Raw genomic sequence first — 26,222 nt, forward strand, 5'->3', positions numbered from 1 at the left:
CCGACGACGAAGACCGCGCGCACCTTCCCGGTGATGGCCGACGGTACCCGCATCTCGGTACTGGGCGACATGGGCTACGAGGAGGAGGACGGCTCGATCGTCTTCCTGGGGCGCGGTAGCCAGTGCATCAACACCGGCGGTGAGAAGGTGTACGCCGAGGAGGTCGAGGCCGTGCTGCACGCGCACCCGGCGATCGCCGACGCCCTGGTCGTCCCGGTGCCCGATCCGAAGTTCGGCCAGCGGGTCGGCGCGGTGGCAAAGGTCGCCGAGGGCTTCGACGAGCCGTCGCTGGAGGATGTGCAGGAGCATTGCCGTGCTTCGCTGGCCGGCTACAAGGTGCCGCGCACGGTCATTTTCGTCGACGAGGTCAAGCGCACCCCGGCCGGCAAGGCCGACTACAAGTGGGCCAAGGTCGCGGCGGATAGCGCGAACGTCTAAGGGTCGGCCCCACGGCCGCGACAGACCCGACACCTTTCGGTGTCGGGTCTGTCTCATTCTGTCGTGGCGGTGGCGGTGGCGGTGGCGGTGGCGGTGGCCGGAGTTGTGGGCAGCGGCACCATCCGGCGCGGGGCGAGCCATGCGATGAGTGCCGACCCGACGACGAGTACCGCGCCCAGAATGAGAAATGACGTATGCATCGGCTGGGTGAACGCCGCCTGTGCTCCGTCGGTGATCTGCTGGGCCAGATTGCTCGCCTGCGGCGGGAGTTGGCCGGCGACATGGGTGGCACCGGCCAGTGAGTTGCGGATACCGTCGGCCGCCTGCGCGCCGCGTTCGGGGCTGCCGCCCAGCGCCGGGTTGCTCAGCGCAGCTTGCGCGGCGTCGGCAGTGGCGCCGATGCGACTGCTGTACCCGGCGGCGAGGATTGAACCGGCCAGTGCGATACCGATGGCCGCACCGAGCTCCCGTGCGGTGTCGTTGACTGCTGAGCCGACCCCCTGGTCGTCGAGGGGGGTGTTCTGCATGATTGCCGTCGTCGACGGAGCGGAGGCGAGGCCGATGCCGACGGCGGAGACGGAGAGGAACACCGCCAGCATCCAGTACTCGGTGTAGTGGATGGCGCCCATCAGCACAATGCCGAGGCCGGCAAGAAGGACGCCGGCGGCGAGGACAAAGCGCAATGAGTGGTAGCGGACGGCCAGCCAGTTGCCGATCAGCGAGAATATGCCGACGCCGATGATGAGTGGGAACAGAGCCACTGCCGAGGCCAGCGCGGTGTAGCCGAAGATCAGTTGCAGTTGCTGCAGGACCAGGAAGAAGACGGCGAAGGAGGCGAAGAACTGCAGCATTACCGACAGTGATCCCGCGCTGAATGCGCGGTTGCCGAACAGTGCGACGTCGAGCAGCGGGTACCTGATCCGCATCTCGATCACCCAGAACACCCCGACCAGAGCGATTCCGCCGATCAAGAAGCCGAGCACCAGGGGACTCGTCCAGCCGTAGTGAGGTGCCTCGAGTAGAGCGAAGACGATCAAGAAGATCGCCGCCACCGAGGTGACCGAACCCAGCCAGTCGAACCGATCAGGGTCGGAATCCTTCGAGGTACCGACTGTCAGGCAGAGGAGCGCGGTGACCGCGGCGGAGACGGCGAAGGTGACGAGGATGGCGCGCCAGTTGTCCTCGAAGAACTTGAGCAGGAGGCCGGTGACGAAGAAGCCGGCGATCGCCCCGACCCCGGCGATGGCGGCCCAGACGCTGATGGCGAGCGGCCGCTTGCGCTCGGGCACGTTGGAGGTGATCAACGACAGGGTCGTCGGCATGATGAATGCGGCCGCCATCCCGGCGAGAGCCCGCGTGGCGATCAGTTCGACCGCATTGTCGGCGAACACGCCCAGGAGTGAGGCGACTCCGAAGACGATGAGCCCACCGATCATGACGCCGCGCCGCCCGAGCCGGTCACCAATGGCTCCGGCGGGCAGGAGCAGGGCGGCGAGCATCAAGGTGTAGCCGTCGATGATCCACGTCTGCTCCGACGCGTTCGCTGCGATGTCGGGGTCCTCGGCGATCGCTTGCAGCGCCGTGTTGAGGGCCGCCATCGCGGCGACGACCATGCTGACTGCGAGACAGACGACGGTGACCAGCCAGATAGATGGCCAGTCCAGCGCCTTCACCGCTGCAACAGCCGCCCTCCCGTCGCGGTTCCGTAGCGCGTCGACGACTGGGTGGCCGGCGGTGCCGGATTCAATTCCGATGCCGGCTTCCGTGTCGTCGAAATCGCCGCGGACGCTTTCGTGTTTCATCATTGATCCCCCGGTTTTTGATAACGATTCAGGCAAATCGCGACACGGGCCGCCAATTCCAGATGCCGGAAATGATTTGTGTCACATTAGTCACTGGAGTAACAAGTCCCTGGTCGACGCTCCGAATTCCCAATAACCAGGACAAAGGAAAGTGGGAGATCATGGCTACCACCCATGTCACCGACTCCGCCGTGATCCGCGTACGGATGTGGCGCGTGCTCTCCATGCTGACGGCGTTGATCGCCGTCGTCGTGGGGCTCGTCGTCATCACCGTCTCCGCGGTCTAGTCGGCCGCTGCTAGACGTTCTTCTCGATCGCGTCCCCGACGCGGGGCAGCGCGGCCGTGACATAGCCCTTGGCCTTGCCGCGCAGCGCGTTGTAGGCCTTGGTCAGCGCTACCTTGGCGTCGGCGGTCTGCGCGTCGGTGACGGCGAGCAGTGCTTCGGCGGCCTGGTCGGCATTGGCCGCCAGGTGGGCGCCGAAGCCGGTCCCGGCCGGCCTGCTCGCCCACAGGGGGGCCAGCGCGGCCAAGAAGTCATCGAGCATTGCGTCGGTGGCGTTCGTCACGACGTTCGGCTTGACCTTCTGCGCGGCGGCGTAGGCGGCTTTGACCGCCGCGCCGGACAGCCCCGACTGGTCGGCGACTTCGGCGTCGATCACCTCGACGAGGGCACCGACCGTCTGTGTGCGGTTCGTGCCGAGCGCAGAATCAAAGCTTCCCACGGTCACTCCTTATCGGTAGCGCCGAGCGTCGTGCGGACCTCGGCGAGCAGTTCTAGCGGACGATCGAGCATAACGTGATGCCCACCGCCGGGAAACGTCACGAGCCGACCGGTGCCGTCGGCTCGGCCGTGGAAGAGTGACTGCGCGCGGCCGGCAGCCATCACACCGCGCTCGCCGCGCACGATGGTCACCGCGCAGCCCGGCGGCGGGGTGGGGGCCGGATCGGTTAGCCGCGTCGGGAAGCGACGGTCGAACTTCCAGCGCCAGCCCTCGTCGGCCTGGATGATGGACCCGGCGGCGACGTGCGCGCGGACATACGGGAGCGTCTCCTGCTCGGGCAACAGGCGATAGCGGCCGAGCGCTTCCTCGCGGGACGCGTAGAACCGCGACGTCCGTGGGATCGCCGTGTCGGCGGGTGCGCCGTGCGCCATCATCGCCGCGATGTCATCGGCGTCGAACAACTCGGAGTCGACGATGACGATGTCGTTCACCAGGTCGGGAAACAGCACCGACGCGTGCATCGAGACAATTCCGCCCATGCTGTGTCCGACGACCACGAGCCGGTCGTCGGCGATCCCGGCATCCGCGGCGACCGCGACCGACTCACGCGCCCACAGCGCGTAGGTGTAGAGGTCCGCGCGCCAGTCGCTGTCGCCGTGACCGGAGAGGTCGAAGGCCACCACCCGGCGATCCGCAGCCAGCTGCGGCGCGAGATGATCCCACCAGCCGGCGTGCGCCGCACCGCCGTGGACGAGCAGAAGACCGGGGTCGCCGACGTCGCCCCAGGCGCGGTAGGCGATTTCCGCACCGTCGACGACGAGTGTGCGGTGCTCGGGTTCGGCCGCGATCGCGTCGGTGAACCAGGCCGGGACGCTTGCCGTTTCGACGGTCATCGTCGATGCGTTAGCGGTTGACGGCGCAGACGACGTTGCCCAGCGCGGGCGCACTGCGCTGAGCGACGGTCGCGGTGGCGAGCAGGCGGTCGCCGACATCCCACACGTCGACGTTCAAGGTCTCGCCCGGGATGACGACCCCGGCGAACGAGGCCCCGAAGTCGGCCAGTGCGGTCACGTCGCCGCCGAGCAGTTCGTCGACGATCGCGCGTGCGACGCTGCCGTAGGAGCACAGCCCGTGCAGGATCGGACGGTCGAACCCGGCGTGCTTGGCGAACGCCGGATCCGAGTGCAGGGGATTGCGATCGCCGCACAGGCGGTAGAGCAGCGCCTGGTTGGGCCTGGTGGGGACCTCGATGCGGTGGTCGGGCGCCCGGTCGGGCAACTCGACCTTCGACGATGCGCCGCGCTCGCCGCCGAAACCGCCCTCGCCCTTGGCGAAAATGGCCGAGCGCGCGGTCCACAGCGGGTCGCCGCTCTCGTCGACGGTGACCGACTCCTGGACGATGACGGCGGCCGATCCCTTGTCCTGGAGTTCGGCGATGGTCGTGCGCGTCGTCGCCGTTCCCGCCGCTGGGATCGGCCGGTGCGCGGTCACCTGTTGGCTGCCGTGCACGACTTTCGCCAGGTCGATGTCGATACCGGGGAAGCTGACCTTCGGCGCCTCGGTGGCGTGGAAGCCGGCAGCCACCGTCGCGAACGTCGGCAGCACCTTCGGTGCCAGGTCGTCGACATACGCGAGGCCGGCGGGGTCCATCGGGTCGGCGGCCGCGCCCACGGCGAGGTGGTAGAGCGCGACGTCGGAGGCGGTCCACGAAAAGGTCGTCTCGGGCAGTCGTGCGCCGAGGGCCACGGACAGGTCGATGGGCATCAGTGGCCGCCGCTCGTGGTGGTTTTGGCCGCGGCGGCCTCGGCCTTCGCCTTGGTGTCGAGGGCGGCGAGATAGCCGAAGACCATGGCTGGACCGATGGTCGCGCCCGGTCCGGCGTAGGTGTGGCCCATGGCCGGCGCGCTGGTATTGCCCGCGGCATAAAGCCCGGTGATGACCGAGCCGTCCGCGCGGAGGGCCCGGCCGTGCTCGTCGGTGACGATGCCGCCCTTGGTGCCGAGGTCGCCCGGCACCATCTTCACGGCGTAGAACGGCCCCTTGTCGACTGGGCCGAGGCTGGGGTTCGGCTTGTTGGTGATGTCGCCGTAGTAGTGGTCGTAGCCGCTGCGGCCACGGTGGAAGTCTTCGTCGACGCCGGTCCGGGCGAACTCGTTGAAGCGCGCCGTCGTCGCCTCGAGCCGGTCAGTGGGCAAGCCGGTCTTCTCGGCCAGTTCGGCCAGGGTGTCTGCCTTCACGATGACGCCGGACTCCAGCCACCGCTTCGGAATAGGCTGCTTGGCGGGCAGTCCCGCGAACAGGTACCGGCCACGGCAGCGCGTGTCCATGATCATCCAGGCGGGCACGTTCGCGCCGGGGCCCGCACCCTGACCGAACTCACCGCCATACATTTGGTGCACCGCCTCTACGTAGGGCAGCGACTCGTTCATGAAGCGCTCGCCACGCTCGTTGACGATGAAGGTGCCGGGCACCGATCGTTCGGACAGCGCAAACCACGGTCCCCTGGGCAGCGGGATCGTCGGACCCCACCAGGCGTCGTCCATCAGGGCGACGTCGGCGCCGGCCTTGATGCCGGCACGAATGCCGTCGCCGGTGTTCGACGGTGCGCCGGTCGTCCATTCGGTGCCGATCGGGGCGCGCTGGTACTGCTTGCGCATCTCGTCGTTGTGGTCAAAGCCACCGGAGCCGAGGATGACGCCATAGCGCGCGCGGATCTCGCCGGGCTGGCCGTCGGAGTCGGTGACAACGCCGGTGACGGCGCCATTCTCGTCGGTGATCAGGTCGACCAGTGCGGTGTTGAAGCGGATCGGGACGCCCGCCTCGCGCAGACCCAGCAGGAGCTCGGCAGTCAGCGCGGCGCCCATGGCGATCAGCTTCTTGTTACGGAACTTCGACCAGCTGAAGCGCGAGGCGACCTTGGCCATCTTGGCGATGCCCCGCGGGTGGCGCATGCCGATGTTCATCCAGCGGTAGTCGCTCTGCAGTACCACCATGTTCAGCGGAGCCTTGGTGTACTGCGGATGCAGCGACTTGAGGTCGTCGCCGAGTCGACGCGCGTCGAAGGGTTTGGGCTCGACCGACCGCCCACCGAGACGCCCGCCGGGGGCCTCGGGGTAGTAGTCGGAGTAGTTCTTGACCCACTCGAGTTCCAGCGGCGAGTGCGCCATCAGGTAGTCGAGGGCCTCGGGTCCGCGGTCGATGTAGGTATCGATCTTCGCCGCCGGGGCGTGCTCGCCGATGATCGCGTGAACATAGGCGCGCGCCTGCTCGACGGTGTCGTCGACACCGTCGCGCTTGAGTACGGAGTTATTCGGGATCCAGACGCCGCCGCCCGAGCGCGACGTCGATCCGCCCCAGTAGGGCGACTTTTCAATCAGGACGGTCTTCAGGCCCTGCGTCGCGGCGGTGAGCGCGGCACTCATGCCTGCGGCTCCGGCGCCGACGACGACGACGTCGAATTCGGGCGTGGTCATAGTGATCCTCTCCGCGGTGCTGGTCGGGCCAGCCCGGCTGTCCCGCTCAATCTACCCAATAATTAGAACACGTTATAGTATTGGTGGGGACGGCGGCTATAGCAGCTAGACGGCTATGGCAATGCTCGGTCCAGAAGTGAAAACAGTAACCAGTTCACCCGTACTTGTGAGGAGGGTCATGGCCGTCGCAGACGCGGTGCGCGCCCAGATTGCCGCTGACTTGGCCCGGGCCGAGGCGACGGCTGTCGCGACCGATCCGCCCACCGCCGCGCATCCCGGCCTCGACGTCGTCGACGCCTATGAGATCCAGCTCATCAATATCGGCCGACGCCTTGACGCCGGAGCCAGGGTCGCCGGCCACAAGGTGGGGCTGGCGTCGGCGGCGATGCAGAAGATGATGAACGTCGACGAGCCCGACTACGGGCACCTGCTCGACGACATGGAGTACTTCGAGGGCAAACCGATCGACTTCGCCGCGCTGTGCTTCCCGCGCGTCGAGGTGGAGGTCGGGTTCATCCTCGGCAAGGATCTGCCTGGGGAGGGCTGTACCCGCGACGACGTGGTCGACGCGATTGAATGGGTGGTCCCGTCGATCGAGCTGATCGACTCGCGGATCAAGGACTGGAAGATCACCCTGCCCGACACGATCGCCGACAATGCCTCGTCGTGCGGCTGGATCCTTGGTGAGCAGCGGGTGGCGATCGCCGACATCGACACCGGCGACATCGACGCGACGCTGACCCGCAACGGCGAGATCGTCGCCGAGGGCAACTCGTCGGCGGTACTCGGACATCCGCTGACCGCGGTGTCCTGGCTGGCGAACAAGGTGTCGAGCTTCGGGGTCCGGCTGCGCAAGGGGGACGTGATCCTGCCCGGTACCGCGACTCGCGCCATCGACATCGCCGCCGGCGACCACTTCGTCGCCGAGTTTGCCGGACTCGGCAGCGTCACCCTGGACTTCACGTAACCATCGACATCAAAGACCATTGACTTCAAGCAGAAACTCAGCCCTGGAACTAAGGAGGCTCACGTGAGCGCCAAACTGAGCGCAGCGATCATCGGCTCGGGCAACATCGGCACCGACCTGATGTACAAGCTCGAACGGTCGTCGGTCATCGAACCGCGGTGGATGGTCGGCATCGACGCCGATTCTGAAGGTATGCGCCGTGCCGCCGACCACGGTCTCATCACGATGAGTGGCGGGGCTGACGAACTGCTCGCCTCCGCCGAGAAGCCCGACCTGATTTTCGAGGCGACCAGCGCCTACGTGCACCGCGAGTACGCGCCACGCTACGCGGCCGCCGGCATCACCGCCATCGACCTCACCCCGGCGGCGGTCGGCCCGGCCGTCGTACCGCCGGCCAACCTGCGCGCGCACCTCGACGCACCCAACACCAACATGATCACCTGCGGCGGTCAGGCGACGATCCCGATGGTGCACGCCGTTTCCTCGGTCGTGCCGGTGCCCTACGCCGAGATCGTCGCGTCGGTGTCCTCGGAGTCCGCCGGCCCGGGTACGCGCGCCAACATCGACGAGTTCACCAAGACGACCTCGCGCGGGATCGAGACGATCGGCGGCGCGACACGCGGCAAGGCGATCATCATCCTGAACCCGTCTGATCCGCCGATGATCATGCGCGACACCATCTTTTGCGCCATCCCGGCCGACGCCGATACCGATGCGATCGCCGAGGCGATCCACCGGCGCGAGAAGGATATTCAGGAGTATGTGCCGGGCTATCGGCTGCTGCAGGACCCGCAGTTCGATCCGCCTAGTGTCCTCAACGGCGGGTATGCGCGCGTCTCGATCTTCGTCGAGGTCGAAGGCGCCGGCGACTTCCTGCCGCCGTACGCCGGGAACCTCGACATCATGACCGCCGCGGCCACCAAGGTGGGCGAGGAGATCGCCAAGACGAAATTGGCTGCCGTTTCGGCAGCCGGGAAGTGAGGACGACATGTCTGACTTGATGGCCCACGCCCGGCCCTTTTCCGACACCCTCGACATCCGGATCACCGATTCGTCGCTGCGCGATGGCTCCCACCACAAGCGCCACCAGTTCACCGAACAGGATGTGCGCGAGATCGTCGGTGCGCTCGACGGCGCCGGTGTGCCGGTCATCGAGGTGACCCACGGCGACGGCTTGGGTGGATCCTCGTTCAACTATGGCTTCTCCAAGACGCCCGAGCAGCAGCTCATCAAGGCGGCTGCGGAGACGGCGAAGAACGCGAAGATCGCCTTCCTCATGCTGCCCGGACTGGGGGTCAAGGACGACATCATCGCGGCCCGCGACAACGGTGGTCAGATCTGCCGTATCGCCACACATTGCACCGAGGCCGACGTGTCGATCCAGCACTTCGGGCTGGCGCGTGAACTGGGCCTGGAGACGGTCGGCTTCCTGATGATGGGCCACAGCCAGCCGCCGGAGGTGCTTGCCAAGCAGGCGCGCATTATGGCCGACGCGGGTTGTCAATGCGTCTACGTCGTCGACTCCGCCGGCGCAATGGTGCTCGAGCAGGTGTCTGATCGGGTATCGGCTCTGGTGGCCGAGCTCGGCAACGACGCGCAGGTCGGTTTCCATGGTCACGAGAACCTCGACATTGCGGTCGCGAACTCGGTGCTGGCGATCCGGGCCGGCGCCCAGCAGGTCGACGGCTCGGTCCGCCGATTCGGCGCGGGCGCGGGCAATACTCCGACTGAGGCCCTGGTCGGCGTGTGCGACAAGCTTGGGGTCAAGACCGGTGTCGACTTCTTGAAGATCGTCGACGCGGCGCAGGATGTCGTGCGTCCGGTCATGCCCAGCGAGTGCCTGGTGGATCGGCCGGCGATGATGATGGGCTACGCCGGCTGCTATAGCTCGTTCCTCAAGCACGCCGAGGGTCATGCCGAGAAGTATGGCGTTTCGGCGGCCGACATTCTGATCGAGGCGGGCAACCGCAAGCTCGTCGGTGGGCAGGAAGACCAGCTCATCGACATCGCGCTCGAGCTCAAGAAGAAGCAGGACGCGAACGCGGGCGTGTAGGCCGACAGTCGGGTCCCGCCGATAGGTGGATCATCTAGACCCATTTGCCTCATGTTGCACACCAGTCACAAGTCGGTTTCACCTTGAATTCTGCTGGGTGCGGCAGACGATTGCTGTCGCACGCTGGAGTACATGACTCCCCAAAAGTCGTTCCGGCGCGGCTCTCGGACGCGAGTACCGATGTCGGTCGGGCGCTGGATCGCGGCGCCCGCAGTGGTTGTTGCCGTGGCCGCGGGATCGGTCGTCGTGCCCACCCTTACCGCCGGCTCGTCGGGCTCGTCAGGCTCGTCGGGCTCATCCGACAGTGGTTCGTCGGGCTCGTCGGGTTCGGTCGACATCTTCCTACCGGTCTCGACGCCCGCAGCGATGGCGGCGCTCAACGTGGCGGTGACACAGATCGGCAAGCCGTACAAGTGGGGCGGCACCGGACCGAACGCGTGGGATTGTTCCGGGCTGATCCAGTGGGCCTTCGGGACCGTTGGTATCAATCTGCCGCGCGTTAGCCAGCAGCAGGCGCGGGTCGGAAAAGCCATTCCGCTGGCCGCGCTCGCGCCGGGCGATGTGATCGTTTTCTATCGCAACGCCGGTCACATCGGCATCTACGCCGGCGGCGGCCAGGTGTTCCATGCGGGCGGACCCAATGGGCATCCCATCAAGTTTCAGGCGCTGAACACGATGCCGCCGATCAAAACGATCCGTCGTTACGGCTAGCCGACTGTCGAGAACTCGCTGCACAGTCGCGCTAGCCTGAGTCCGACTGTGCCACTGAGCGAGGAGCACCATGCGATCCCCGATTCCCGACTATCTCGCCGAGGTGCTGCGCGCGGTCGAATCCGATGATTCCGGGGCGACTGCCGACTACATCCCGGAACTCGCCGCTGCCGACCCGGACCGGCTCGCAGTAGCGATCGCCACGCTCGACGGCGAGGTCTACGCGGTCGGCGATGCGAGCGTCGAGTTCACGATCCAGTCGATCTCCAAGCCCTTCGCCTACGCGCTGGCACTGACCGATCGTGGGTTCGACGGAGTGCTGGACAAGGTCGGCGTCGAACCGTCGGGGGATCCCTTCAACGAGGTGTCACTCGACGACACTGGGCGGCCTTTCAACCCGATGATCAATGCCGGCGCGATCACCGCGCACAGCCTCGTCGGGGCGCCGGGGGTCGGCCCGGACCTACGCTTCGAACGTGTGGTGGCGGGGCTGAGCGCCTTTGCCGGCCGCCCCCTGAGCGTCGACGAAGCCGTCTTCGCCTCCGAGATGACCACCGCGCACCGCAATCTGTCCATCGCCCATATGCTGCGCGCCTATGGGGTCCTGACCGAGGATCCGGTCGCAGTGGTCGAGGGCTACACGCGTCAATGCTCACTACTGGTAACCGCCACCGACCTGGCGTTGATGGCGGCGACCCTGGCAAATCATGGGGTCCATCCGAGGACCGGTGCGCGGGTGGTGTCCGAAGCCGTGGTCCGCCAGGTGCTCAGCGTGATGACGACGTGTGGCATGTATGACGCGGCCGGCGACTGGGTTACCCAGGTCGGGATCCCGGCCAAGAGCGGCGTGGCCGGTGGATTGATTGGTGCGCTGCCGGGCCAGGTCGGAATAGCGACGTTCTCGCCGCGGCTCGACAAGCACGGAAACAGCGTGCGCGGTGTGCGTCTGTTCGAGCGGTTCTCCGACGACATGGGCATGCACATGATGGAGGTGCCTGCCGCATCGCGGACGGTGCTGCGCAAGAACCGGGGTATCGCGGGCCTGCGGCTCTATGCGCTGCAGGGCGGGCTGCGCTTCGCCGAGGCCGAACAGGTCGTGCGCGAGGTGTCCGATCATCCCCCAACCGAGCACCGCGTTGGCTTCAATCTGTCCCATGTCCACGCGATGGACGGCGTGGCGCGGCGGATGCTTCTCGAGGTGATTCGCCGATTGTCACTCGACGGCCACGACGTCTACCTCATCGATCCTGATCGGGTCATCAAAGCCCCCGACCCGGGCGACGGTGGCAGGGTCACGGTCGTGGCGGATATCGACGACATCGCTTGAATGCCACCGGAACCAGCAAATAGTTGCGGCGCCGAGGGAAGACCTCCCCTTCGGTGCTGGCTATTGACAGCTTTCAGGGCGCCGGGTCACCAATAGCCGTCGGGATCGACCTCGGGGCCCTCCCGCGGGATGATGCCTTCGGCAACACCGTGGTCAATCGATGCCGTCAATCGAGGGCAGCCGGGCAGCATGGCCGGATTTCCGCCGTCGGCGCGCACCTCGTCGAAGGCCGGGCAGGTTTCCCGCGCGGCGGCCGTCCACTGCACGCTGGTCTGATGCGGGCTGGCCTTCTTCACGAAGACGCACGCGTGGCAGGCGCGGCACTCGAGTTCGGTGAGCCCATTGCGCAGATAGTGCTGCCGATCGCGGGCGGTGGCTGCCTCGATGGCCGCGCGACGCACCGGATCATTGTGGTAGTCGGGCGCCTTCGCCCACCCCTCCGGTCGCGCCGCGGCCCGCGCGCCGGCGTCCCCGGCGCCAGAGGGGTGCGCCGCGCGCGTCACTACACGCTCGCTTCGGTATCGGCTCGCGATTTCGCCTCTTCTTCGGCCTTGGCCTCCTCGGCCTGGCGGGCCAGATTCTCCTTGACCTCGATGTTCCAGTTCTCCAACGCCTTCGACGTGTCGATTTCGTACTCGAAGCGCTGGGTCATCTCCTCGGTAACGTCGTCGATATCGACGTAATACTGCTCGTACCACCGTCGCAGCTGGTAGACCGGACCGTCCTCTTCGACGAGCAGCGGGTTGTCGATGCGCGTCTTGTTCTTCCAAATCTCGACATCCTGCATGAATCCGACTTCGATGCCGGCGCTGATCTTCTTGGCCATCTTGTCGGTCTGTTCGGGAGTGAGACCTTCGGGGACCTTGGCCATGACCCCGAACATGAGCACAAAGGAGTTCTCGTCGATCGGGTAGTGGCAGTTGGTGAGAATCGTCTCCACCGCGTACCCGCTGTAGTACTGGACCATCGGGTTGAGCATGTAGGACGGGCCGTAGTAGGCGGCGATCGACTCCAGGCGGGTATCGCCGTAGGCGGTGCTGATCGCGACATCGGGACGGCCGTGGCTGTTCATGTACTGCGCGGCGGTCTGGCCTTCGAAGACGTTCTTGAAGTAGTCCGGCAGCGCGTAGTGAACGTAGAAGAAGTGGGCCATATCGACGACGTTGTCGATGATCTCGCGACAGTTGGAGCCCTCGATGACGATGCGGTTCCAGGTCCAATCGGTCCACTCGTCGGTGCCGTACTCGTCGAGAGCCGGGATCACGCAGTCTGCCGGGGGCGGGTTGCCTTCCGGGTCGTTGTAGACGAAGACCTGGCCGTTGCGAACCATCGTCGGCCAGGTGCGGGTCTTGGCCAGCTTGGGATTGCGCTTGGCGTAGGGCACGGTGGCGCACCGGCCCTTGCCGTTCCACTGCCAGCCGTGGAACGGGCAGGCGACGTTGTCGCCGCGCAGCACGCCCTGGCTGAGGTCGCCGCCCATGTGGCGGCAGTAGGCGTCGAGTACCTTGAACTCGCCCTCGGTGTCGGTCCACGCGACGAGCTTGGTGCCGAAGGCCTCCACCGAATGTGGCTTGCCATCCTTGAAATCCTCGGCCAGGCCGACGCAGTGCCAGCCGCGAGCAAACCGGGTGGGGACCTCGCCGGTGTCGATTTCGCGTACATCCGATTCATGTGCGGTGGTCATAGCTACTCCTCTGTCGGGCTGCGACGTCGTCCCTCAATACTAGAACACGTTACAAAAGTGTGGCCAATAGTGCTGCTCGATGACAACTATTACAGCAGTAGACAGGACGTTTGACCCCGTTCTCGACAGAAATAAGAACGTGTTCTAGTCTTACCCCGTACGCTTCGTGACGAGGCGGTCCCCATCCACCCGTCGCCGATAGGCAGGAGAACTAGATGTCAGCCAGTAAGACCCAGCGCAGCCCCGAGGTCCAGCAGGTCCTCGACAACATCGATGCGCTGTTGCCCGATTTCGCCCAGCGTGCGCAGGAAACCGAAGATGCGCGTCGGGTCTCCGACGAGAGTGCGCAGGCCTTGCAGGCCGCCGGCTTCTTTAAGTTGCTGCAGCCCAAACAATGGGGTGGCTACGAGGTCGACCCGGTCACCTTCTACGAGGCGGTCCGCCGGATCGCGACCGCTTGCGGCTCAACCGGTTGGGTGGCCGGCATCATCGGCGTGCACAACTGGCACCTCTCACTCTTCGATCAGCGGGCGCAGGAAGAAGTGTGGGGTGCCGACACCAACGTGCGGATCTCCTCGTCCTACGCGCCGATGGGCATGGGTGAGGTCGTCGAGGGCGGCTACAAGGTCAACGGCAACTGGGCCTTCTCCTCCGGCTGTGACATCGCGGACTGGACATTCGTCGGCGGCCCGGTGATCAAGGATGGCCGACCGGTCGACTTCGTCAGCTACCTGCTGCCGCGCTCGGACTACACGATCAAGGACGTCTGGAACGTCGTCGGCCTCAAGGGCACCGGCTCCAACACCCTTGAGGTCAAGGACGTCTTCGTGCCGCGCCACCGCGTGCTGTCGATGGGTACGATGGCCAAGAATGAGAGCCCCGGGCTAGCGCAGAACACCGCTCCGGTTTACAAGATGCCGTGGGGCACCATCCACCCCAGCACCATTGCGACGCCGATCGTCGGGATGGCCTACGGTGCCTACGAGGCGCACGTCGAGCATCAGGGCAAGCGCGTGCGCGCCGCCTACGCCGGCGAGAAGAGTAAGGACGATCCGTTCGCCAAGGTGCGGATCGCCGAGGCGGCCAGCGAAATCGACGCCGCATGGCGTCAGCTGTCCGGCAACCTGCAGGCTGAATACGACTACATTCTCGCCGGTGAATCGGTCCCGATGGAGCTGCGATTGGCCGCCCGCCGCGACCAGGTGCGCGCCACCGGCCGCGCCATCGAAGCCATCGACATGCTCTTCGAGAACTCCGGTGCCGGCGCCCTCAACGTCGACTCGCCCATCCAGCGCTTCTGGCGCGACGCCCACGGTGGCCGCGTCCACGCCGCCAACGATCCCGAGCGCGCCTACGTCGCGTTCGGCAACGGGGAGTTTGGTCTCCCCATCGGCGACACGATGGTCTGATCTGACCGACACGCACGCACGAGGAAGTGGCAGACAATGACGAGTTCTGAAAGTCCGATCCGGTCGCTGGGCTACATGCGCATCGACGCGACCGACATGGATGCGTGGCGCGAGTACGGACTGAAAGTCCTCGGCATGGTGGAGGGCAAGGGCACCACGCCTGGTGCGCTCTACCTGCGGATGGATGACTTTCCCGCGCGATTGGTCATCGTCCCGTCTGATCGCGACCACCTGGCCTGCTCGGGCTGGGAGTGTGCGACGGCAGCAGGTCTGCAGGAGTTGCGCGATCGGCTCGCCGCGGCTGGCGTCGAGTTCCGCGAGGGCACCAAGGCGGAGAAGGTCGAACGGGCCGTCGACGGGTTGATCGTCTTCGACGATCCCGACGGCAATGTGCTCGAGGCCTTCCACGGCGTCGCGCTGCAACACCGTCGCGTGGTGCCGCCCTACGGTCAGACTTTCGTGACCGGCGAGCAGGGCCTGGGCCACGTCGTGCTCTCCAGCAACGACGACGCCAAGGCGTTGGAGTTCTACCGCGACGTGCTCGGCTTCCGGCTGCGCGACTCGATGCAGCTGCCGCCGCAGGTCGTCGGTCGGGGCGAGGGCGATGACCCGGCGTGGTTGCGGTTCCTCGGCGTCAACTCCCGCCATCACTCGATCGCCTTCTCGCCGTTCGCCAACGGCACCGGGATTGTGCACCTGATGGTCGAAGTCGACGACGTCGACGATGTGGGCTTGGCCCATGACCGCGCGTTGCGCAAGAAGGTGCCACAGTCGGCGACCATCGGCCGCCACGTCAACGACTTGATGCTGTCCTTCTACATGAAAACCCCAGGCGGTTTCGACGTCGAATTTGGTTGCGAGGGAAGGCGAGTCGACGATGACGAGTGGATCGCCCGCGAGTCGACGGCAGTCAGCCTGTGGGGCCACGACTTCTCCGTCGGATTCAAAGGCTGATCCCGGCGATGGTGAATAAGCCCTTCGGATCCGGCGACTTCGATTCGCGGCAGTTCCGCACGGCGATGGGGCAATTCTGCACCGGAGTCACGGTGATCACCACGCTCGACGCCGACGAGAAGCCGGTCGGCTTTGCCTGCCAGTCATTCACGGCGCTCTCGCTTGATCCGCCGCTGGTGGTGTTTTGCCCGATGAAGACCTCGCGCAGCTGGCCGGTGATCGAAACCGCTGGCAAGTTCGTCGTCAATGTGCTGTCGAATCGGCAGCAAGAGGTCAGCTCCACCTTCGGCGCTCCCGGCGACGACAAGTTCAAGTCCATCGAGTGGGACCGCTCGCCACTGGGTCTGCCGGTGCTCCGGCATAGCCTGACGTGGGTGGAATGCGAGATCGAGAACGTCGTCGACGGCGGTGATCACCACATTGTGATCGGCCGCGCCAAGACGCTGGGGGAGGTCCTGCAGGATAAGCCGCTGTTGTTCTACCGCGGCGGCTACCTGTCTACCGAGCATCCGCGCGTGACACCGGCCCAAGAGGCGCTTGACGATTTCCTCACCTGGACCGGCGGCGATACGTGGCTGTGAGCGGCGACGAGCTTGCGACGGCCCCGTTCACGCAGGCCATCGCCGATGCTGAGCGGCTGATCGTTTCGGCTGAATTCACCGAGACCGATGCCGACCTTGCCGAGGGGTATGACTATCTGGCCGGGTCGATCTCGGCGATCCTGCAGTTGGTGCGTGCGCACAACCGGAGTCACCCGTATTTCGTCACCTCGACCGGGCCGTATTCGAAGATGGGCCTGGACAACCCCGACACGATCTACTATCACGCCCTCGTCGAACCCGATGCGACGTACGTGGTGCGCGGACAGCGCGGCAGCACGGCGGACCTGAGCTTTCAGGTGTTGTGCGGCGAATACTCGCCGGATTCGGTACCCGGCGGCGACGATGCCTTCGACGATCGACGGCTCACCATCGGCGATGATGGTTCGTTCGAGTTGACGTTTGGCCCGGACATTGATGTTCGACCCGATCACTACTTCGTCCTGCCCGCAGGAGCGACGACGCTCGCGGTCCGCGAGGTCTACTCCGATTGGGACGCCGAGACGCGCGGGTTGGTCACCATTGAGCGAGTCGATACCGTCGGGACTGCGCCGGCCGAGCCAAGTTTGGAGCGGATCAAACGGCGGTACTCAACGGCGGCGAAGATGCTGGCCTCGCGCATCAACACCTGGTTCAACTTTCCCACGTGGTTCTACCTCGATGAGCCGGTCAATTCGTTTACCGCCCCGCGGCCGACACCCGGTGGACTCGCCACCCAATACTCGTCGGTCGGCCACTTCGATCTGCCGCCCGACAAGGCGATGATTGTCACCGTCCCGCGCAGCGCGGCGCCGTATCAGGGCTTCCAGCTCGGCAGTCTCTGGTACATCTCGCTCGACTACGTCAACCATCAGACCAGCCTGAACTCGGCTCAGGCGCAGGTTGATCCGGACGGAATGATCCGCATGGTGATCGCGGCGCGCAACCCGGGTGTGACGAATTGGATTGAAACCACCGGCCGCCGGCGCGGGATCCTCCAGTTCCGCTGGCAGCGCACCGACGAAGCGATCGGGCCCGCACTCGGACCTCGTGCCGAGGTCGTCGACTTCGTCGACGTGCCGGCGAAGCTGCCGCACCACCAAGACAATTCGATCGACGGCGAGGGGTGGGCGGCGCGGATCGCGGCCCGTCAGCGTGCGTTCGCGAAAAGGATGCTGGCGTGAGTGGCCTGCTGCTGACCGACAAGGTCGTTGTCGTGTCCGGGGTGGGTCCCGGGCTGGGTAGGGCACTGGGCCGGCAGGCGGCGGCACACGGCGCGACGGTTGTACTCGCGGCGCGCACCGAGTCGCGGCTGGCAGAGATCGCCGATGAGATCGTCGCCGCGGGTGGCATCGCGCTGGTCGTACCGACCGATATCACCGCCGATGAGCAGGTCGACGCGCTCGTCCGTGCCACCGTCGACGAGTATGGCCGGGTCGACGTGTTGATCAACAACGCGTTCGCGGTCCCGTCGATGAAGCCGTTGGCGCGCACCGACTTCGAGCAGATCGCTACCAGTCTGGACCTGACCGTGCTCGGTACGTTGCGGGTCATCAACGCCTTCACCGAGGCGCTCGAGGCGACGAAGGGGGCGATCGTCAACATCAACTCGATGGTGATCCGCCACTCCGAACCCCGCTATGGGAGCTACAAGATCGCCAAGTCCGCCCTGCTGGCCATGTCGCAGAGCCTGGCCACCGAACTCGGCCCGCGGGGCATCCGGATCAATAGCGTTGCCCCCGGCTATATTTGGGACGATCAACTCAAGTGGTATTTCGGTGAGGTGGCGACGAAGTACGGCATCACTGCCGAGCAGGTCTACCAGCAGACCGCCGCCAACAGCGACCTCAAGCGTCTGCCCGAGCCGGATGAGATCGCCCGCGCTGCACTGTTTTTGGCGTCGGACCTGGCCAGCGCCATTACTGGACACACGCTCGACGTGAACTGTGGCGAATACCATGACTGAGGCCGAGTACAAGACCAGCGTCGGCACCGTCGATGACTTGCACGAATCTGCTGCGCGGGCCACCGGGTTGAGCGACTTTGGGGTGGACACCGGTTACCGGGAGGCGTTGCAGGTCCTGCTCGACTCCTATCGGGACGATGCCGGATTGACCCCGATCGGGTCGAAGATGTTCCGCTACTTCCTCAAAGGCGCCCTTGTCGCGCGGCTGTTGTCCGAAGCGTCGTGGCAGGCCAACCCCGGCTATACCGGCGTTGCGATCACCCGCCCGATTTTCGTTACCGGGCTGCCGCGCACCGGGACCACGGCCCTGCACCGGCTGTTGTCGGCTGATCCGGCGCACCAGGGACTGGAAATGTGGCTGACGGAATTCCCGCAGCCCCGACCCCCGCGGGATACGTGGGCCGGCAATCCGGTCTACCGGCAGATCGACGGCGGTCTTGCGCAGCATCACGTCGAGAATCCCGAGTTCATGGGGCTCCACTACATGGACGCCGGCGAGGTCGAGGAATGCTGGCAGCTGCTCCGCCAGGACGTCATGTCGATCTCCTATGAGTCGCTGGCGCATGTCCCCGGCTATTCGGCATGGCTCGCACGCCAGGACTGGACCCCGGCCTACCAGCGTCATCGTCGCAATCTCCAGCTGATCGGCAGCAACGATCAACAGCAGCGATGGGTGCTCAAGAACCCCAGCCACCTGTTCGCGCTCGACTCACTGATGACCGCCTATCCCGATGCGATCGTGGTGCAGACCCATCGTGCACCAGAGACGATCATTGCCTCGATGTGCAGTCTCGCCGAGCATGCGACGCGCGGCTGGTCGACGACCTTCGTCGGTCAGACGATTGGCGAGGACCAGCTGGAGTTGTGGTCGCGCGGACTGCGCGAGTTCACCGCCGCGCGTTCGAAATACGACCCGGCACAGTTCGTCGACGTCGACTTCGCCGAACTGCGCGGAGACCCGCTCGGGACCGTTGACCGCGTTTACGCCGCAGCCGGCACCGAGCCGTCAGAGCAGGCGCGCGCGGCGATGATCGACCTCGACGAGGAGAGCCGCTCGGGCGACCGAAAGCCGCAGCATCGCTACGACCTAGCCGACTACGGGTTGACCGCCGAACAGGTCCGCGACGCCTTCGCCTGACTACAGCGGCGTGCCGGCCACGACGTCGACTGGCTGCCCGAAGAACTGGGCACTTCCGTGGGCGCGCTTGAAGTACAGCTGAATGTCGTGCTCCCAGGTGATGCCGATGCCGCCGTGCAGCTGGACGGCCTCGGCCACGATGTGACTGAAGGCCTCCGAACAGTGCACGTGTGCGGCCGCCGCCAATTCGGCGCCCGCCGGCGTGTCGATCGCATCGACCGCGGCATAGGCGATTGACCGGGCGGTCTCCACGTCGGCATACATGTCGGCCATGCGGTGCTTGAGCGCCTGAAACGACCCGATCACCCGACCGAACTGCTTGCGCGTCTTGGTGTATTCGACGGTCAGGCGCAGGGCGGCGGCGGCGGCACCGACCTGCTCCACGGCGAGTAGTGCCCACACCAGGTCGCGCAGTCGGGGGAGTAGGTCGGCCGGGGCGGGAAATGCCTCCGCTGCGGCTTCGGTGAAGCGCACCCGCGAGAGCGGTCGCGTCGGGTCCATGGTCGCCACCGGGACGACCTCGACGCCGGGGGAGTCGGCCGCGATGACATGCACCGTCGCGTGCGGTCCCGGGCCCGCCAGCACCACCAGGTCAGTAGCGGCCTCGGCGTCGGTCACATAGTGCGCGGTGCCGGTCAGCAGGCCCCCGTCGGCACTGACTCCCGGTGTGTCCCAGGAGGTTTCGCCGGCCAGGCAGAGAGTGGCGGTGCGCTCCCCGGATGCCAGGGCCTCGACTAGATCGCCAAGTTCGGCCGGCACGGTCGACGAGTTGTTCGCGGCCATCATGAGTGCTCCGGTGGCCATCACCGCAGAAGAGAGCAGCGGGACCGGAGCCAGCGCGGCCCCCACCTCTTCGACGACGGCACTCAACGATCCCCAGCCCGCGCCCGCGCCGCCCAGTTCTTCGGGAACCGCAAGCGCGGCGGCCCCGATCTCAGTCAACCCGGCCCAGAGCTGGCCATCGGTGCGCTGTGGTGCGGCGATCGCGGCTCGAACGGCTGTACTGCCGCCGCCGCGCGCGATGAGGTCGACGACCGAGTCGCGCAGCGCAGCGAGGTCGTCGGCCGAGATCACCTCGGCGCTCACCGCAGCGTCTCCAGGATGCGCTGGCGATGCGCCGCCGGGGTGCCCCAGGAGGTTTGCAGCGCTTGGGTTTTCGTTAGGTAGAGCGATAGATCGTGTTCGACGGTGTAGCCGATGGCGCCGAGCACCTGCAGGCCCCGCCGCGCGGCGAGGTAGGCCGCGTCGGAGGCGGCGACCTTGGCCGCGGAGACTTCACGGTTGGCGTCGACGTCCTCGGGCACCGCACCGTCGAGAGCCAGTGCCGCGCCGTGCACCAGGGGCCGCGCCATCTCCAGGGCCACGGCAACATCGGCGAGGTGATGTTTGACCGCCTGGAAGGAACCGATTGCCTTGCCGAACTGCTGGCGGGCCTGGGCGTACTCCGCGGCTAGTTCGAGCATGGCCGAGCCGAGACCGAGGAGTTGCGCGGCGGTGGCCAGTGCGCCGTAGTTCAGGACCTCGTCGAGGCCGACCCCGGTGGCGAGCTGATCGACGGGGATCACGTTCGCGACGGTGCGCGACGGATCGACGGTGGCCAGCGGCTCGTCGGCGGTCCCGGTGCTGAGCACGCCGTCGGCTAGCGCGTAGACCGTCGCGATACGTGCGTCGGCGGCGCGGGGCTGCCACGCCCCGGCGGCGATGGTGGCCGGGGTGCCCTCGGCCAGTTCGGCTAGTGCGGCGGTTTGTCCGGCCAGCCGAAGTGCCGCGGGTACGGCGGCGAGGGTCTCGGCGACCGGGCCGGGGACGGCGTGGCGGCCCAGCGCTTCGGCGGCAACAACCATCTCGATCGCACCGGCGCCGGAGCCGCCATGCTCATCGTCGATGAGGAGCCCGGTAATCCCCAGGCCGGCGAGCGAGCGCCACAGGGCCAGCGCGGGTTCAGCGTCCCCGTCGGCCAGGGCACGGTTCGCGGCGATGGCACCGGATCGCGTCGCCAGGCCGTCGATGGTCTCGGCGAGACCGACGTGCTCGTCGTCAAGGAGGAATCTCATGTCAGCGGTCTCCTCGCGGTAGGCCCAGCAGTCGTTCGGCGATCACGTTGCGCTGAATCTCGTTGGTACCGGCGTAGATCGGTCCGGACAAGGAGAACAGGTAGCCGTCGGTCCACGCGTCGGCGAGCTCGGCGTCGGCCCCCTGGAGTTCCAGCGCGGTTTCGTGCGCCGCGATGTCCCACTGCGACCAGAAGACCTTGTTGATCGACGACTCCATACCGAGCTGTCCGCCGGCGGCGAGGCGGCTCACCGTCGCATAGGTCGACAGTTCGTAGGCGCGCGCGCCAATCCAGGCGTCGACAACGCCCTTGTCGGTCGCAGCGGTGGCCGGCTGCTGGGCGCCGTGCTCGCGCCACAGCGCCAGCAGCCGGTCAGTGGTCGCCAGGAAGCGCCCGGGCGAGCGCAGCGAGAGGCCGCGCTCGTTGGCCGCAGTACTCATAGCGACCTTCCAGCCGTTGTTGACTTCGCCGATGACGCCGGAGTTCGCCGGGTCGGCCGGGTCGTCGGGGACGAAGACATCCTCCAAGAAGAGTTCGGCGAAGCCGGGCTCGCCGTCGAGCTGGGCGATCGGCCGCACGGTGACGCCGGGGGAGCGCAGGTCGAACATGAAGTAGGTGATGTCGCGATGGCGGCTGCGAGTCGCCCCGCTCTCGGCGGCAGGAGCATCCCTATCCGAGCGGAACAGCCCGAATCCCCAGTCGGCGAAGCTGGAGCGCGAACTCCACGTCTTCTGCCCGTTGAGCAGCCAGCCGCCGTCGGTGCGGGTCGCGGTAGAGCGCAGTGAGGCGAGGTCGCTTCCGGCCTCCGGTTCGCTCCAGGCCTGACCCCAGATGTCGTCGGCGCGGGCCATGCGCGGCATGATCCGGTCGAGCTGAGCTTTGGAGGCATGCTCGAAAAGCGTTGGGGCCAGCAGGAAGATCCCGTTCTGGCTGACCCGGCCGGGCGCCCCGGAGCGGTAGTACTCCTCTTCGAAGATCACCCAGTGCAGCAGCGGGACGTCGCGGCCGCCGTATTCGGCCGGCCAGCTCACCACCGACATGGCATCAGCGGCCATCTCCGCCTCCCACGCGCGGTGGGCTTCGAAGCCCTCGGCGGTGTCCATGGACGGTAGTGGCTGTGCGGGAACATGATCGGCCAGCCAGGAACGGACTTCGGCTCGGAAGGCCTGCGCGTCGTCGTCGAGTAGTAGGTCCACGATGCTAGTCCTTCTTGTTCGACGAATCGGCCGAACTCTTCATCGACTTCGCGTCCATCCCGCCCAGCGAGTCGCCGGTTTCGGCGTTGGCGCTGTGCGCGTAGTGGTGCCAGCCGAAGACCGAGTCCATTGCGTTGCGCATGCCCATCTGGTCCTCGCAGATGTTCACGGCCTTCTTGGACAGGAACAGCCCCTGCATGGGCATGGCGACGATCTGCTCGGCGATCGAGGTCACCTTCGCGTCGAGCTCCTCGCGCGCAACGACATGGTTCACCATGCCCCAGTCGAGGGCCTGGCCGGCGGTGAACCGCTCCCCGGTGAACAGAATCTCCTTGGCCCGGCGGGGACCGAGGACGAAGGCGTGGGCGAAGTACTCGACCCCGGGGATGCCCATCCGGGCGACGGGGTCGGAGAAGAACGCGTCGTCGGAGGCGACGATGAAGTCGCAGATCCATGCCAGCATCAGCCCGCCCGCGATGCAGGCGCCGTGGACTTGCGCGATCACCGGCTTGGGGATCTCGCGCCAGCGGCGACACATGCCCAGGTAGACCTCGGTCTCGCGGGCCAGGCGCTGATCCGCGGTCATGCTCGTAGTACTGTCGCCGGCCGGTGCGGTGTGGTCCCAGTGTAGTGCGGCGACGTTGTCGTAGTAGACACCGAAGTCGCGCTCGGGGGTACCGATGTCGTGGCCCGCCGAGAAGTGCTTGCCGTTGGCGCGCAGCACGATGGCCTTCACGTTCGGGTCGTCGACGGCCTTGCGGAACGCCGAGTCCAGCGAGTAGGTCATCACCGAGTTCTGCGCGTTCCGATACTCGGGCCGATTCAGCGTGACGTAGGCCAGTGCACCGTCAAGCGCAGTTTCATAGGCCACCGGTGACGTGTCGGGGCCGAGGTCGTCGGGGAGCAACGGGGGTGGGATGACGGCGTCAGTCATGCCGTTCAGCCTAACCTAGCAAGTGCTTGGTTGGTAGGGCAGGTGAAATCGGCCGGCGAAACGGGCAGACTGGGAGTATGTGGAAAGCGCTCGCCATCATCCTCGTCGGCCTGGTCGCGCTGGTCGTCCTCTACCCGCTGATTAAGAGCCTGATCTGGCTCGGAGTCGTCGGGCTGGCCATTTACGGCGCAATCGTCCTGTTCAGCGACGACAAGACCAAGACGCCCTAGTCGTTGACGTTCGCCGGTAACGACGCCACCAGCGGTGCGTCGGCCGGGGTAACGCCGGTTTTCGCCGCACCGCCGGGCGAGCCCAAGGGGTCGGCCCGGCCGGGCAAGACGTTCTCGAAGAAGTCGGCGTTGTCGGATTGGTAGTCGGCCCACTCGTCCGGCAGGTCATCTTCGTAGAAGATGGCCTCGACCGGGCAGACCGGCTCGCACGCGCCGCAATCCACGCATTCATCAGGATGGATGTAGAGGCTGCGCGCCCCCTCATAAATGCAGTCGACCGGGCATTCCTCCACGCAGGCGCGGTCCTTGACGTCGACGCAGGGCAGGGCGATGACGTAGGTCATGGCTCACCTCCGTTCGGCGTCGAAAGGCTCGATGGTCAGCGACGGTTCGCGGTGGGTGTGCACCGTCAGGTAGCTCAGGCCGTCGGCGCCGGCGGTGAACGAACGCTGGGAGAAGCGGGGCAGCCACAGCAGATCACCCGCGGTAACGGCCACCTTGTCGCCTTCGGTGCCGACCGTGCCCGAACCCGCCAGCACGTGGACGAGGACGTCGACCTCGCCGCCCTTGTGCTCACCGATTACCCCGCCCGGGGCCAGGCGGATGAGGTTGGAGTCCAGATGACGGTCGCGCAACTCGAGCTTCCACGCGACGTCGGCGGCGTCGGTGGGTGCAGCAGTCAACTCGGTGGTGTTGCCGAGTTTGCGCGGTAGGGCGGCCGAGGTCGTCTTGCCGATGCGGATTCGATAGTCGCGCGTCTCGCGGGTCAGGTAGTCCCACGAGTAACTGCCGGGCCGCTCCACGTCGAACTCGTCATGCAGGTGGCGGGGGTCATGATCATTGACCAGGATCAGCGCCTCGCCAGCATCAAGGCTGTCGAACAGTCGGAATATCTGCCCATGCCGCTGTGGCTTCGGGATCTCGCGGACATCGATCACCGGGGAATTGGCAGACATGACCTCGCCTTTCGCCTGTTTTTGCAGGTAGAGAATTTACACAGCATTTGTAGCTAAAATCCTATCGCCGGATTGGCGAGGGGTGCCAGGGACCTTTGGCCTGCTGAGATCCGGCCGGTAGCGGGGCATCGGCGTGATAGTCACGCCCGTGCTTGGTCAGCGTGCGGATCTCAGTAGCTCGGCCGCGGCAACCAGCCTAGGTCGGAGAGTTCAGCGACAATTGCGTGCGACGTGGCCCGCGATGGCCCGGTGTCGCGCACAATGTCAGCGAGCGTGGTGCGACGCTGCGGGTGGCGAACCGATGCGTCGACGACGGCGCCGACCACGGCAACTGCCCGCCGCGTGGTGGCGGCGGTTGACGCCCACCAGAGTCGTCGCCTACGGTCGCCGACATATTGTCAACACATAGTGTCGAATATTCGACATATCACGAGAAGAGTAGGCGTCACGGTGAGCGAAACCCGCTACGAGCTGACACACCTGCAGGCTCTCGAGGCCGAGTCGGTGCACATCTTCCGCGAGGTTGCGGCGACCTTCGGTAACCCGGGCATGCTGTTCTCCGGCGGCAAGGACTCCGTCGTCATGTATGCGCTCGCCCGCAAAGCATTCTGGCCGGCGCCGCCGCCATTCACCCTGATGCACGTCGACACCGGGCACAATTTCGACGAGGTCATCGCGTTTCGCGATCGGCTCGTCGAACAAACCGGGGCGCGACTGGTGGTCAGCTTTGTCCAGGACGACATCGATGCCGGGCGCATCGTCGAACAGACTGGTCCCGGTACCAGCCGCAACCGACTGCAGACCGCGGCATTGCTCCGCGGCATCGCCGAAAACCGATTCGACGCGGTGTTCGGCGGCGCCCGGCGCGACGAGGAGAAGGCCCGCGCCAAGGAACGCGTCTTTAGCTTCCGCAATCGGGAGGGTGGCTGGGATCCGCGCGCTCAACGGCCCGAACTATGGCACCTTTATAACGGCCGCCACCACCCCGGCGAACACATCCGGATCTTTCCGCTGTCCAACTGGACCGAGCTCGACATTTGGCAGTACATCGCTGCCGAGGAGATCGAACTGCCGTCGATCTACTACGCGCACGAGCGCGAGGTCGTCCCGCGCGACGGCATGCTGCTAGCACAGACCCGGTTTCTCGAGAGGTACGACGGCGAGACGAGTCATGTCGAGCGGGTCCGGTTCCGCACGGTTGGCGACGCCACCTGCACCGGCTGCGTCGAGTCCGACGCCGATACGGTGACGAAGGTGATCGAGGAGATCTCCGCCACCCGGTTGACCGAGCGGGGCGCCACCCGCGCCGACGACCGCATTTCCGAAGCGGGCATGGAAGACCGGAAGAAGGAGGGGTACTTCTGATGGCCGCGGCAGGACGCGACTCGCGCGCATCGCTCCCGGCGTCGCGCGACCGCAGTGAACTACTGCGTCTGGCCACCGCGGGATCGGTCGATGACGGGAAGTCGACGCTGATCGGGCGCTTACTCTTCGACTCGAAGAGCATCTTCACCGATCAGCTTGAGGCGATCGAGCGGACCAGTGCTCAGCGCGGCACCGAGTTCACCGACCTCGCGCTGCTCACCGACGGCCTGCGCGCCGAGCGGGAGCAGGGCATCACCATCGACGT

29 protein-coding genes are annotated in these 26,222 nt (G+C 66.2%); 16 read left to right on the forward strand and 13 right to left on the reverse strand.

Annotated elements, in window-relative coordinates:
• The coding region (locus B4M62_RS10765; RefSeq protein WP_414651823.1) for an AMP-binding enzyme at nt 1-438 on the forward strand (438 nt) is incomplete at its 5' end.
• 53 nt (nt 439-491) lie between these two features.
• Here the strand turns inward: B4M62_RS10765 and B4M62_RS10770 are convergent.
• The gene (locus B4M62_RS10770; protein ID WP_290707547.1) at nt 492-2,240 is read right to left on the reverse strand and encodes an MFS transporter; all 1,749 of its coding nucleotides are present in this window, start codon (nt 2,238-2,240) and stop codon (nt 492-494) included.
• 161 nt (nt 2,241-2,401) lie between these two features.
• On the opposite strand from B4M62_RS10770, the gene B4M62_RS10775 reads away from it, so the two are divergent.
• Nucleotides 2,402-2,527, forward strand: coding sequence for a hypothetical protein (locus tag B4M62_RS10775; protein WP_290707549.1), 126 nt, complete (start codon nt 2,402-2,404; stop codon nt 2,525-2,527).
• Between the two features lie 10 nt (nt 2,528-2,537).
• On the opposite strand, the gene B4M62_RS10780 is transcribed toward B4M62_RS10775, so the two are convergent.
• The 4 genes from B4M62_RS10780 to kstD are packed head-to-tail and all read right to left on the reverse strand — an operon-like array spanning nt 2,538 to nt 6,436.
• Nucleotides 2,538-2,963, reverse strand: coding sequence for a DUF6918 family protein (locus tag B4M62_RS10780; RefSeq protein ID WP_290707551.1), 426 nt, complete (start codon nt 2,961-2,963; stop codon nt 2,538-2,540).
• A gap of 2 nt (nt 2,964-2,965) precedes the next feature.
• Nucleotides 2,966-3,856 (reverse strand): alpha/beta fold hydrolase, encoded by an 891-nt coding sequence (locus tag B4M62_RS10785; RefSeq protein ID WP_290707554.1) that lies wholly within the window; start codon nt 3,854-3,856, stop codon nt 2,966-2,968.
• A gap of 10 nt (nt 3,857-3,866) precedes the next feature.
• Nucleotides 3,867-4,727, reverse strand: a complete 861-nt coding sequence (locus B4M62_RS10790) for a MaoC/PaaZ C-terminal domain-containing protein (protein WP_290707556.1) — start codon at nt 4,725-4,727, stop codon at nt 3,867-3,869.
• Entirely contained in the window at nt 4,727-6,436 is a 1,710-nt protein-coding gene (kstD, locus tag B4M62_RS10795) for a 3-oxosteroid 1-dehydrogenase (protein WP_290707558.1), read from the reverse strand. The genes B4M62_RS10790 and kstD overlap by 1 nt, the downstream gene beginning before the upstream one ends.
• 178 nt (nt 6,437-6,614) lie before the next feature.
• Here kstD and B4M62_RS10800 point away from each other — a divergent pair, with 178 nt between their 5' ends.
• From B4M62_RS10800 to B4M62_RS10820, 5 genes are all read left to right on the forward strand, one after another.
• The gene (locus tag B4M62_RS10800; RefSeq protein WP_290707560.1) at nt 6,615-7,403 is read left to right on the forward strand and encodes a 2-keto-4-pentenoate hydratase; all 789 of its coding nucleotides are present in this window, start codon (nt 6,615-6,617) and stop codon (nt 7,401-7,403) included.
• A 63-nt stretch (nt 7,404-7,466) separates the two neighbouring features.
• The gene (locus B4M62_RS10805) at nt 7,467-8,384 is read left to right on the forward strand and encodes an acetaldehyde dehydrogenase (acetylating) (protein WP_290707562.1); all 918 of its coding nucleotides are present in this window, start codon (nt 7,467-7,469) and stop codon (nt 8,382-8,384) included.
• 7 nt (nt 8,385-8,391) lie between these two features.
• Nucleotides 8,392-9,456: a 4-hydroxy-2-oxovalerate aldolase gene (gene dmpG / locus B4M62_RS10810; protein WP_290707564.1), complete on the forward strand. Its 1,065-nt coding sequence runs from the start codon at nt 8,392-8,394 to the stop codon at nt 9,454-9,456.
• A 180-nt stretch (nt 9,457-9,636) separates the two neighbouring features.
• A complete protein-coding gene (locus tag B4M62_RS10815; protein WP_414651825.1) occupies nt 9,637-10,167 on the forward strand; it encodes an NlpC/P60 family protein in 531 nt (176 codons plus the stop codon).
• 70 nt (nt 10,168-10,237) lie between these two features.
• Nucleotides 10,238-11,494 (forward strand): glutaminase, encoded by a 1,257-nt coding sequence (locus B4M62_RS10820; protein ID WP_290707569.1) that lies wholly within the window; start codon nt 10,238-10,240, stop codon nt 11,492-11,494.
• An 86-nt stretch (nt 11,495-11,580) separates the two neighbouring features.
• Here the strand turns inward: B4M62_RS10820 and B4M62_RS10825 are convergent, their stop codons facing one another.
• Nucleotides 11,581-11,997: a hypothetical protein gene (locus B4M62_RS10825; RefSeq protein ID WP_414651824.1), complete on the reverse strand. Its 417-nt coding sequence runs from the start codon at nt 11,995-11,997 to the stop codon at nt 11,581-11,583.
• Complete coding sequence (locus B4M62_RS10830; protein WP_290707571.1) at nt 11,997-13,178, reverse strand: Rieske 2Fe-2S domain-containing protein; 1,182 nt, start codon at nt 13,176-13,178, stop codon at nt 11,997-11,999. Before B4M62_RS10830 ends, B4M62_RS10825 begins: the two co-directional genes overlap by 1 nt.
• Nucleotides 13,179-13,393: 215 nt before the next feature.
• Between B4M62_RS10830 and hsaA the strand changes: the two genes are divergently transcribed.
• Genes hsaA through B4M62_RS10860 form a run of 6 tightly spaced genes read left to right on the forward strand, consistent with a single transcriptional unit; the run spans nt 13,394 to nt 19,223 of the window.
• The gene (gene hsaA, locus B4M62_RS10835) at nt 13,394-14,587 is read left to right on the forward strand and encodes a 3-hydroxy-9,10-secoandrosta-1,3,5(10)-triene-9,17-dione monooxygenase oxygenase subunit (RefSeq protein WP_290707573.1); all 1,194 of its coding nucleotides are present in this window, start codon (nt 13,394-13,396) and stop codon (nt 14,585-14,587) included.
• Between the two features lie 36 nt (nt 14,588-14,623).
• The gene (gene hsaC / locus B4M62_RS10840) at nt 14,624-15,541 is read left to right on the forward strand and encodes an iron-dependent extradiol dioxygenase HsaC (protein WP_290707575.1); all 918 of its coding nucleotides are present in this window, start codon (nt 14,624-14,626) and stop codon (nt 15,539-15,541) included.
• A gap of 8 nt (nt 15,542-15,549) precedes the next feature.
• Nucleotides 15,550-16,122, forward strand: coding sequence for a 3-hydroxy-9,10-secoandrosta-1,3,5(10)-triene-9,17-dione monooxygenase reductase subunit (gene hsaB / locus B4M62_RS10845; protein WP_290707577.1), 573 nt, complete (start codon nt 15,550-15,552; stop codon nt 16,120-16,122).
• Nucleotides 16,119-17,303, forward strand: coding sequence for a hypothetical protein (locus B4M62_RS10850; protein ID WP_290707579.1), 1,185 nt, complete (start codon nt 16,119-16,121; stop codon nt 17,301-17,303). Before hsaB ends, B4M62_RS10850 begins: the two co-directional genes overlap by 4 nt.
• Complete coding sequence (locus B4M62_RS10855) at nt 17,300-18,085, forward strand: SDR family oxidoreductase (RefSeq protein ID WP_290707581.1); 786 nt, start codon at nt 17,300-17,302, stop codon at nt 18,083-18,085. Before B4M62_RS10850 ends, B4M62_RS10855 begins: the two co-directional genes overlap by 4 nt.
• Entirely contained in the window at nt 18,078-19,223 is a 1,146-nt protein-coding gene (locus B4M62_RS10860) for a sulfotransferase family protein (protein WP_290707583.1), read from the forward strand. Before B4M62_RS10855 ends, B4M62_RS10860 begins: the two co-directional genes overlap by 8 nt.
• Here the strand turns inward: B4M62_RS10860 and B4M62_RS10865 are convergent, their stop codons facing one another.
• Genes B4M62_RS10865 through B4M62_RS10880 form a run of 4 tightly spaced genes read right to left on the reverse strand, consistent with a single transcriptional unit; the run spans nt 19,224 to nt 23,406 of the window.
• Nucleotides 19,224-20,309 (reverse strand): acyl-CoA dehydrogenase family protein, encoded by a 1,086-nt coding sequence (locus B4M62_RS10865; RefSeq protein ID WP_290707585.1) that lies wholly within the window; start codon nt 20,307-20,309, stop codon nt 19,224-19,226.
• Complete coding sequence (locus B4M62_RS10870; RefSeq protein ID WP_290707587.1) at nt 20,306-21,277, reverse strand: acyl-CoA dehydrogenase; 972 nt, start codon at nt 21,275-21,277, stop codon at nt 20,306-20,308. The genes B4M62_RS10865 and B4M62_RS10870 overlap by 4 nt, the downstream gene beginning before the upstream one ends.
• A 1-nt stretch (nt 21,278) precedes the next feature.
• On the reverse strand, nt 21,279-22,472 hold the full coding sequence (locus B4M62_RS10875; RefSeq protein WP_290707589.1) for an acyl-CoA dehydrogenase family protein: 1,194 nt from the start codon (nt 22,470-22,472) through the stop codon (nt 21,279-21,281).
• A gap of 4 nt (nt 22,473-22,476) precedes the next feature.
• Entirely contained in the window at nt 22,477-23,406 is a 930-nt protein-coding gene (locus B4M62_RS10880; RefSeq protein ID WP_290707591.1) for an enoyl-CoA hydratase, read from the reverse strand.
• Nucleotides 23,407-23,483: 77 nt separating this feature from the next.
• Between B4M62_RS10880 and B4M62_RS10885 the strand changes: the two genes are divergently transcribed.
• A complete protein-coding gene (locus B4M62_RS10885; protein ID WP_290707593.1) occupies nt 23,484-23,636 on the forward strand; it encodes a hypothetical protein in 153 nt (50 codons plus the stop codon).
• Here the strand turns inward: B4M62_RS10885 and fdxA are convergent.
• A complete protein-coding gene (gene fdxA, locus B4M62_RS10890; protein ID WP_290707595.1) occupies nt 23,633-23,980 on the reverse strand; it encodes a ferredoxin in 348 nt (115 codons plus the stop codon). The two genes, B4M62_RS10885 and fdxA, sit on opposite strands and share 4 nt — an antisense overlap.
• 3 nt (nt 23,981-23,983) lie before the next feature.
• The gene (locus tag B4M62_RS10895) at nt 23,984-24,592 is read right to left on the reverse strand and encodes a DUF2249 domain-containing protein (RefSeq protein ID WP_290707597.1); all 609 of its coding nucleotides are present in this window, start codon (nt 24,590-24,592) and stop codon (nt 23,984-23,986) included.
• A 450-nt stretch (nt 24,593-25,042) separates the two neighbouring features.
• Between B4M62_RS10895 and cysD the strand changes: the two genes are divergently transcribed.
• Nucleotides 25,043-25,957, forward strand: a complete 915-nt coding sequence (gene cysD, locus B4M62_RS10900) for a sulfate adenylyltransferase subunit CysD (RefSeq protein WP_290707599.1) — start codon at nt 25,043-25,045, stop codon at nt 25,955-25,957.
• Nucleotides 25,957-26,222 (forward strand): GTP-binding protein (locus B4M62_RS10905; protein ID WP_290707601.1); only part of this gene is annotated, 266 nt, incomplete at its 3' end. The genes cysD and B4M62_RS10905, both read left to right, overlap by 1 nt.

The sequence above is a fragment of the Gordonia sp. UBA5067 genome (genome assembly GCF_002414845.1).
Taxonomy (GTDB): domain Bacteria; phylum Actinomycetota; class Actinomycetes; order Mycobacteriales; family Mycobacteriaceae; genus Gordonia; species Gordonia defluvii.

Bases quoted from the DNA above. Each gene is read 5' to 3' on its own strand.
- B4M62_RS10770 (WP_290707547.1), bottom strand. From the start codon at position 2,240: ATGAAACACGAAAGCGTCCGCGGCGATTTCGACGACACGGAAGCCGGC.
- B4M62_RS10775 (WP_290707549.1), top strand. From the start codon at position 2,402: ATGGCTACCACCCATGTCACCGACTCCGCCGTGATCCGCGTACGGATG.
- B4M62_RS10785 (WP_290707554.1), bottom strand. From the start codon at position 3,856: ATGACCGTCGAAACGGCAAGCGTCCCGGCCTGGTTCACCGACGCGATC.
- B4M62_RS10790 (WP_290707556.1), bottom strand. From the start codon at position 4,727: ATGCCCATCGACCTGTCCGTGGCCCTCGGCGCACGACTGCCCGAGACG.
- kstD (WP_290707558.1), bottom strand. From the start codon at position 6,436: ATGACCACGCCCGAATTCGACGTCGTCGTCGTCGGCGCCGGAGCCGCA.
- B4M62_RS10800 (WP_290707560.1), top strand. From the start codon at position 6,615: ATGGCCGTCGCAGACGCGGTGCGCGCCCAGATTGCCGCTGACTTGGCC.
- dmpG (WP_290707564.1), top strand. From the start codon at position 8,392: ATGTCTGACTTGATGGCCCACGCCCGGCCCTTTTCCGACACCCTCGAC.
- B4M62_RS10815 (WP_414651825.1), top strand. From the start codon at position 9,637: ATGTCGGTCGGGCGCTGGATCGCGGCGCCCGCAGTGGTTGTTGCCGTG.
- B4M62_RS10820 (WP_290707569.1), top strand. From the start codon at position 10,238: ATGCGATCCCCGATTCCCGACTATCTCGCCGAGGTGCTGCGCGCGGTC.
- B4M62_RS10830 (WP_290707571.1), bottom strand. From the start codon at position 13,178: ATGACCACCGCACATGAATCGGATGTACGCGAAATCGACACCGGCGAG.
- hsaA (WP_290707573.1), top strand. From the start codon at position 13,394: ATGTCAGCCAGTAAGACCCAGCGCAGCCCCGAGGTCCAGCAGGTCCTC.
- hsaC (WP_290707575.1), top strand. From the start codon at position 14,624: ATGACGAGTTCTGAAAGTCCGATCCGGTCGCTGGGCTACATGCGCATC.
- hsaB (WP_290707577.1), top strand. From the start codon at position 15,550: ATGGTGAATAAGCCCTTCGGATCCGGCGACTTCGATTCGCGGCAGTTC.
- B4M62_RS10860 (WP_290707583.1), top strand. From the start codon at position 18,078: ATGACTGAGGCCGAGTACAAGACCAGCGTCGGCACCGTCGATGACTTG.
- B4M62_RS10870 (WP_290707587.1), bottom strand. From the start codon at position 21,277: ATGAGATTCCTCCTTGACGACGAGCACGTCGGTCTCGCCGAGACCATC.
- B4M62_RS10880 (WP_290707591.1), bottom strand. From the start codon at position 23,406: ATGACTGACGCCGTCATCCCACCCCCGTTGCTCCCCGACGACCTCGGC.
- B4M62_RS10885 (WP_290707593.1), top strand. From the start codon at position 23,484: ATGTGGAAAGCGCTCGCCATCATCCTCGTCGGCCTGGTCGCGCTGGTC.
- fdxA (WP_290707595.1), bottom strand. From the start codon at position 23,980: ATGACCTACGTCATCGCCCTGCCCTGCGTCGACGTCAAGGACCGCGCC.
- B4M62_RS10895 (WP_290707597.1), bottom strand. From the start codon at position 24,592: ATGTCTGCCAATTCCCCGGTGATCGATGTCCGCGAGATCCCGAAGCCA.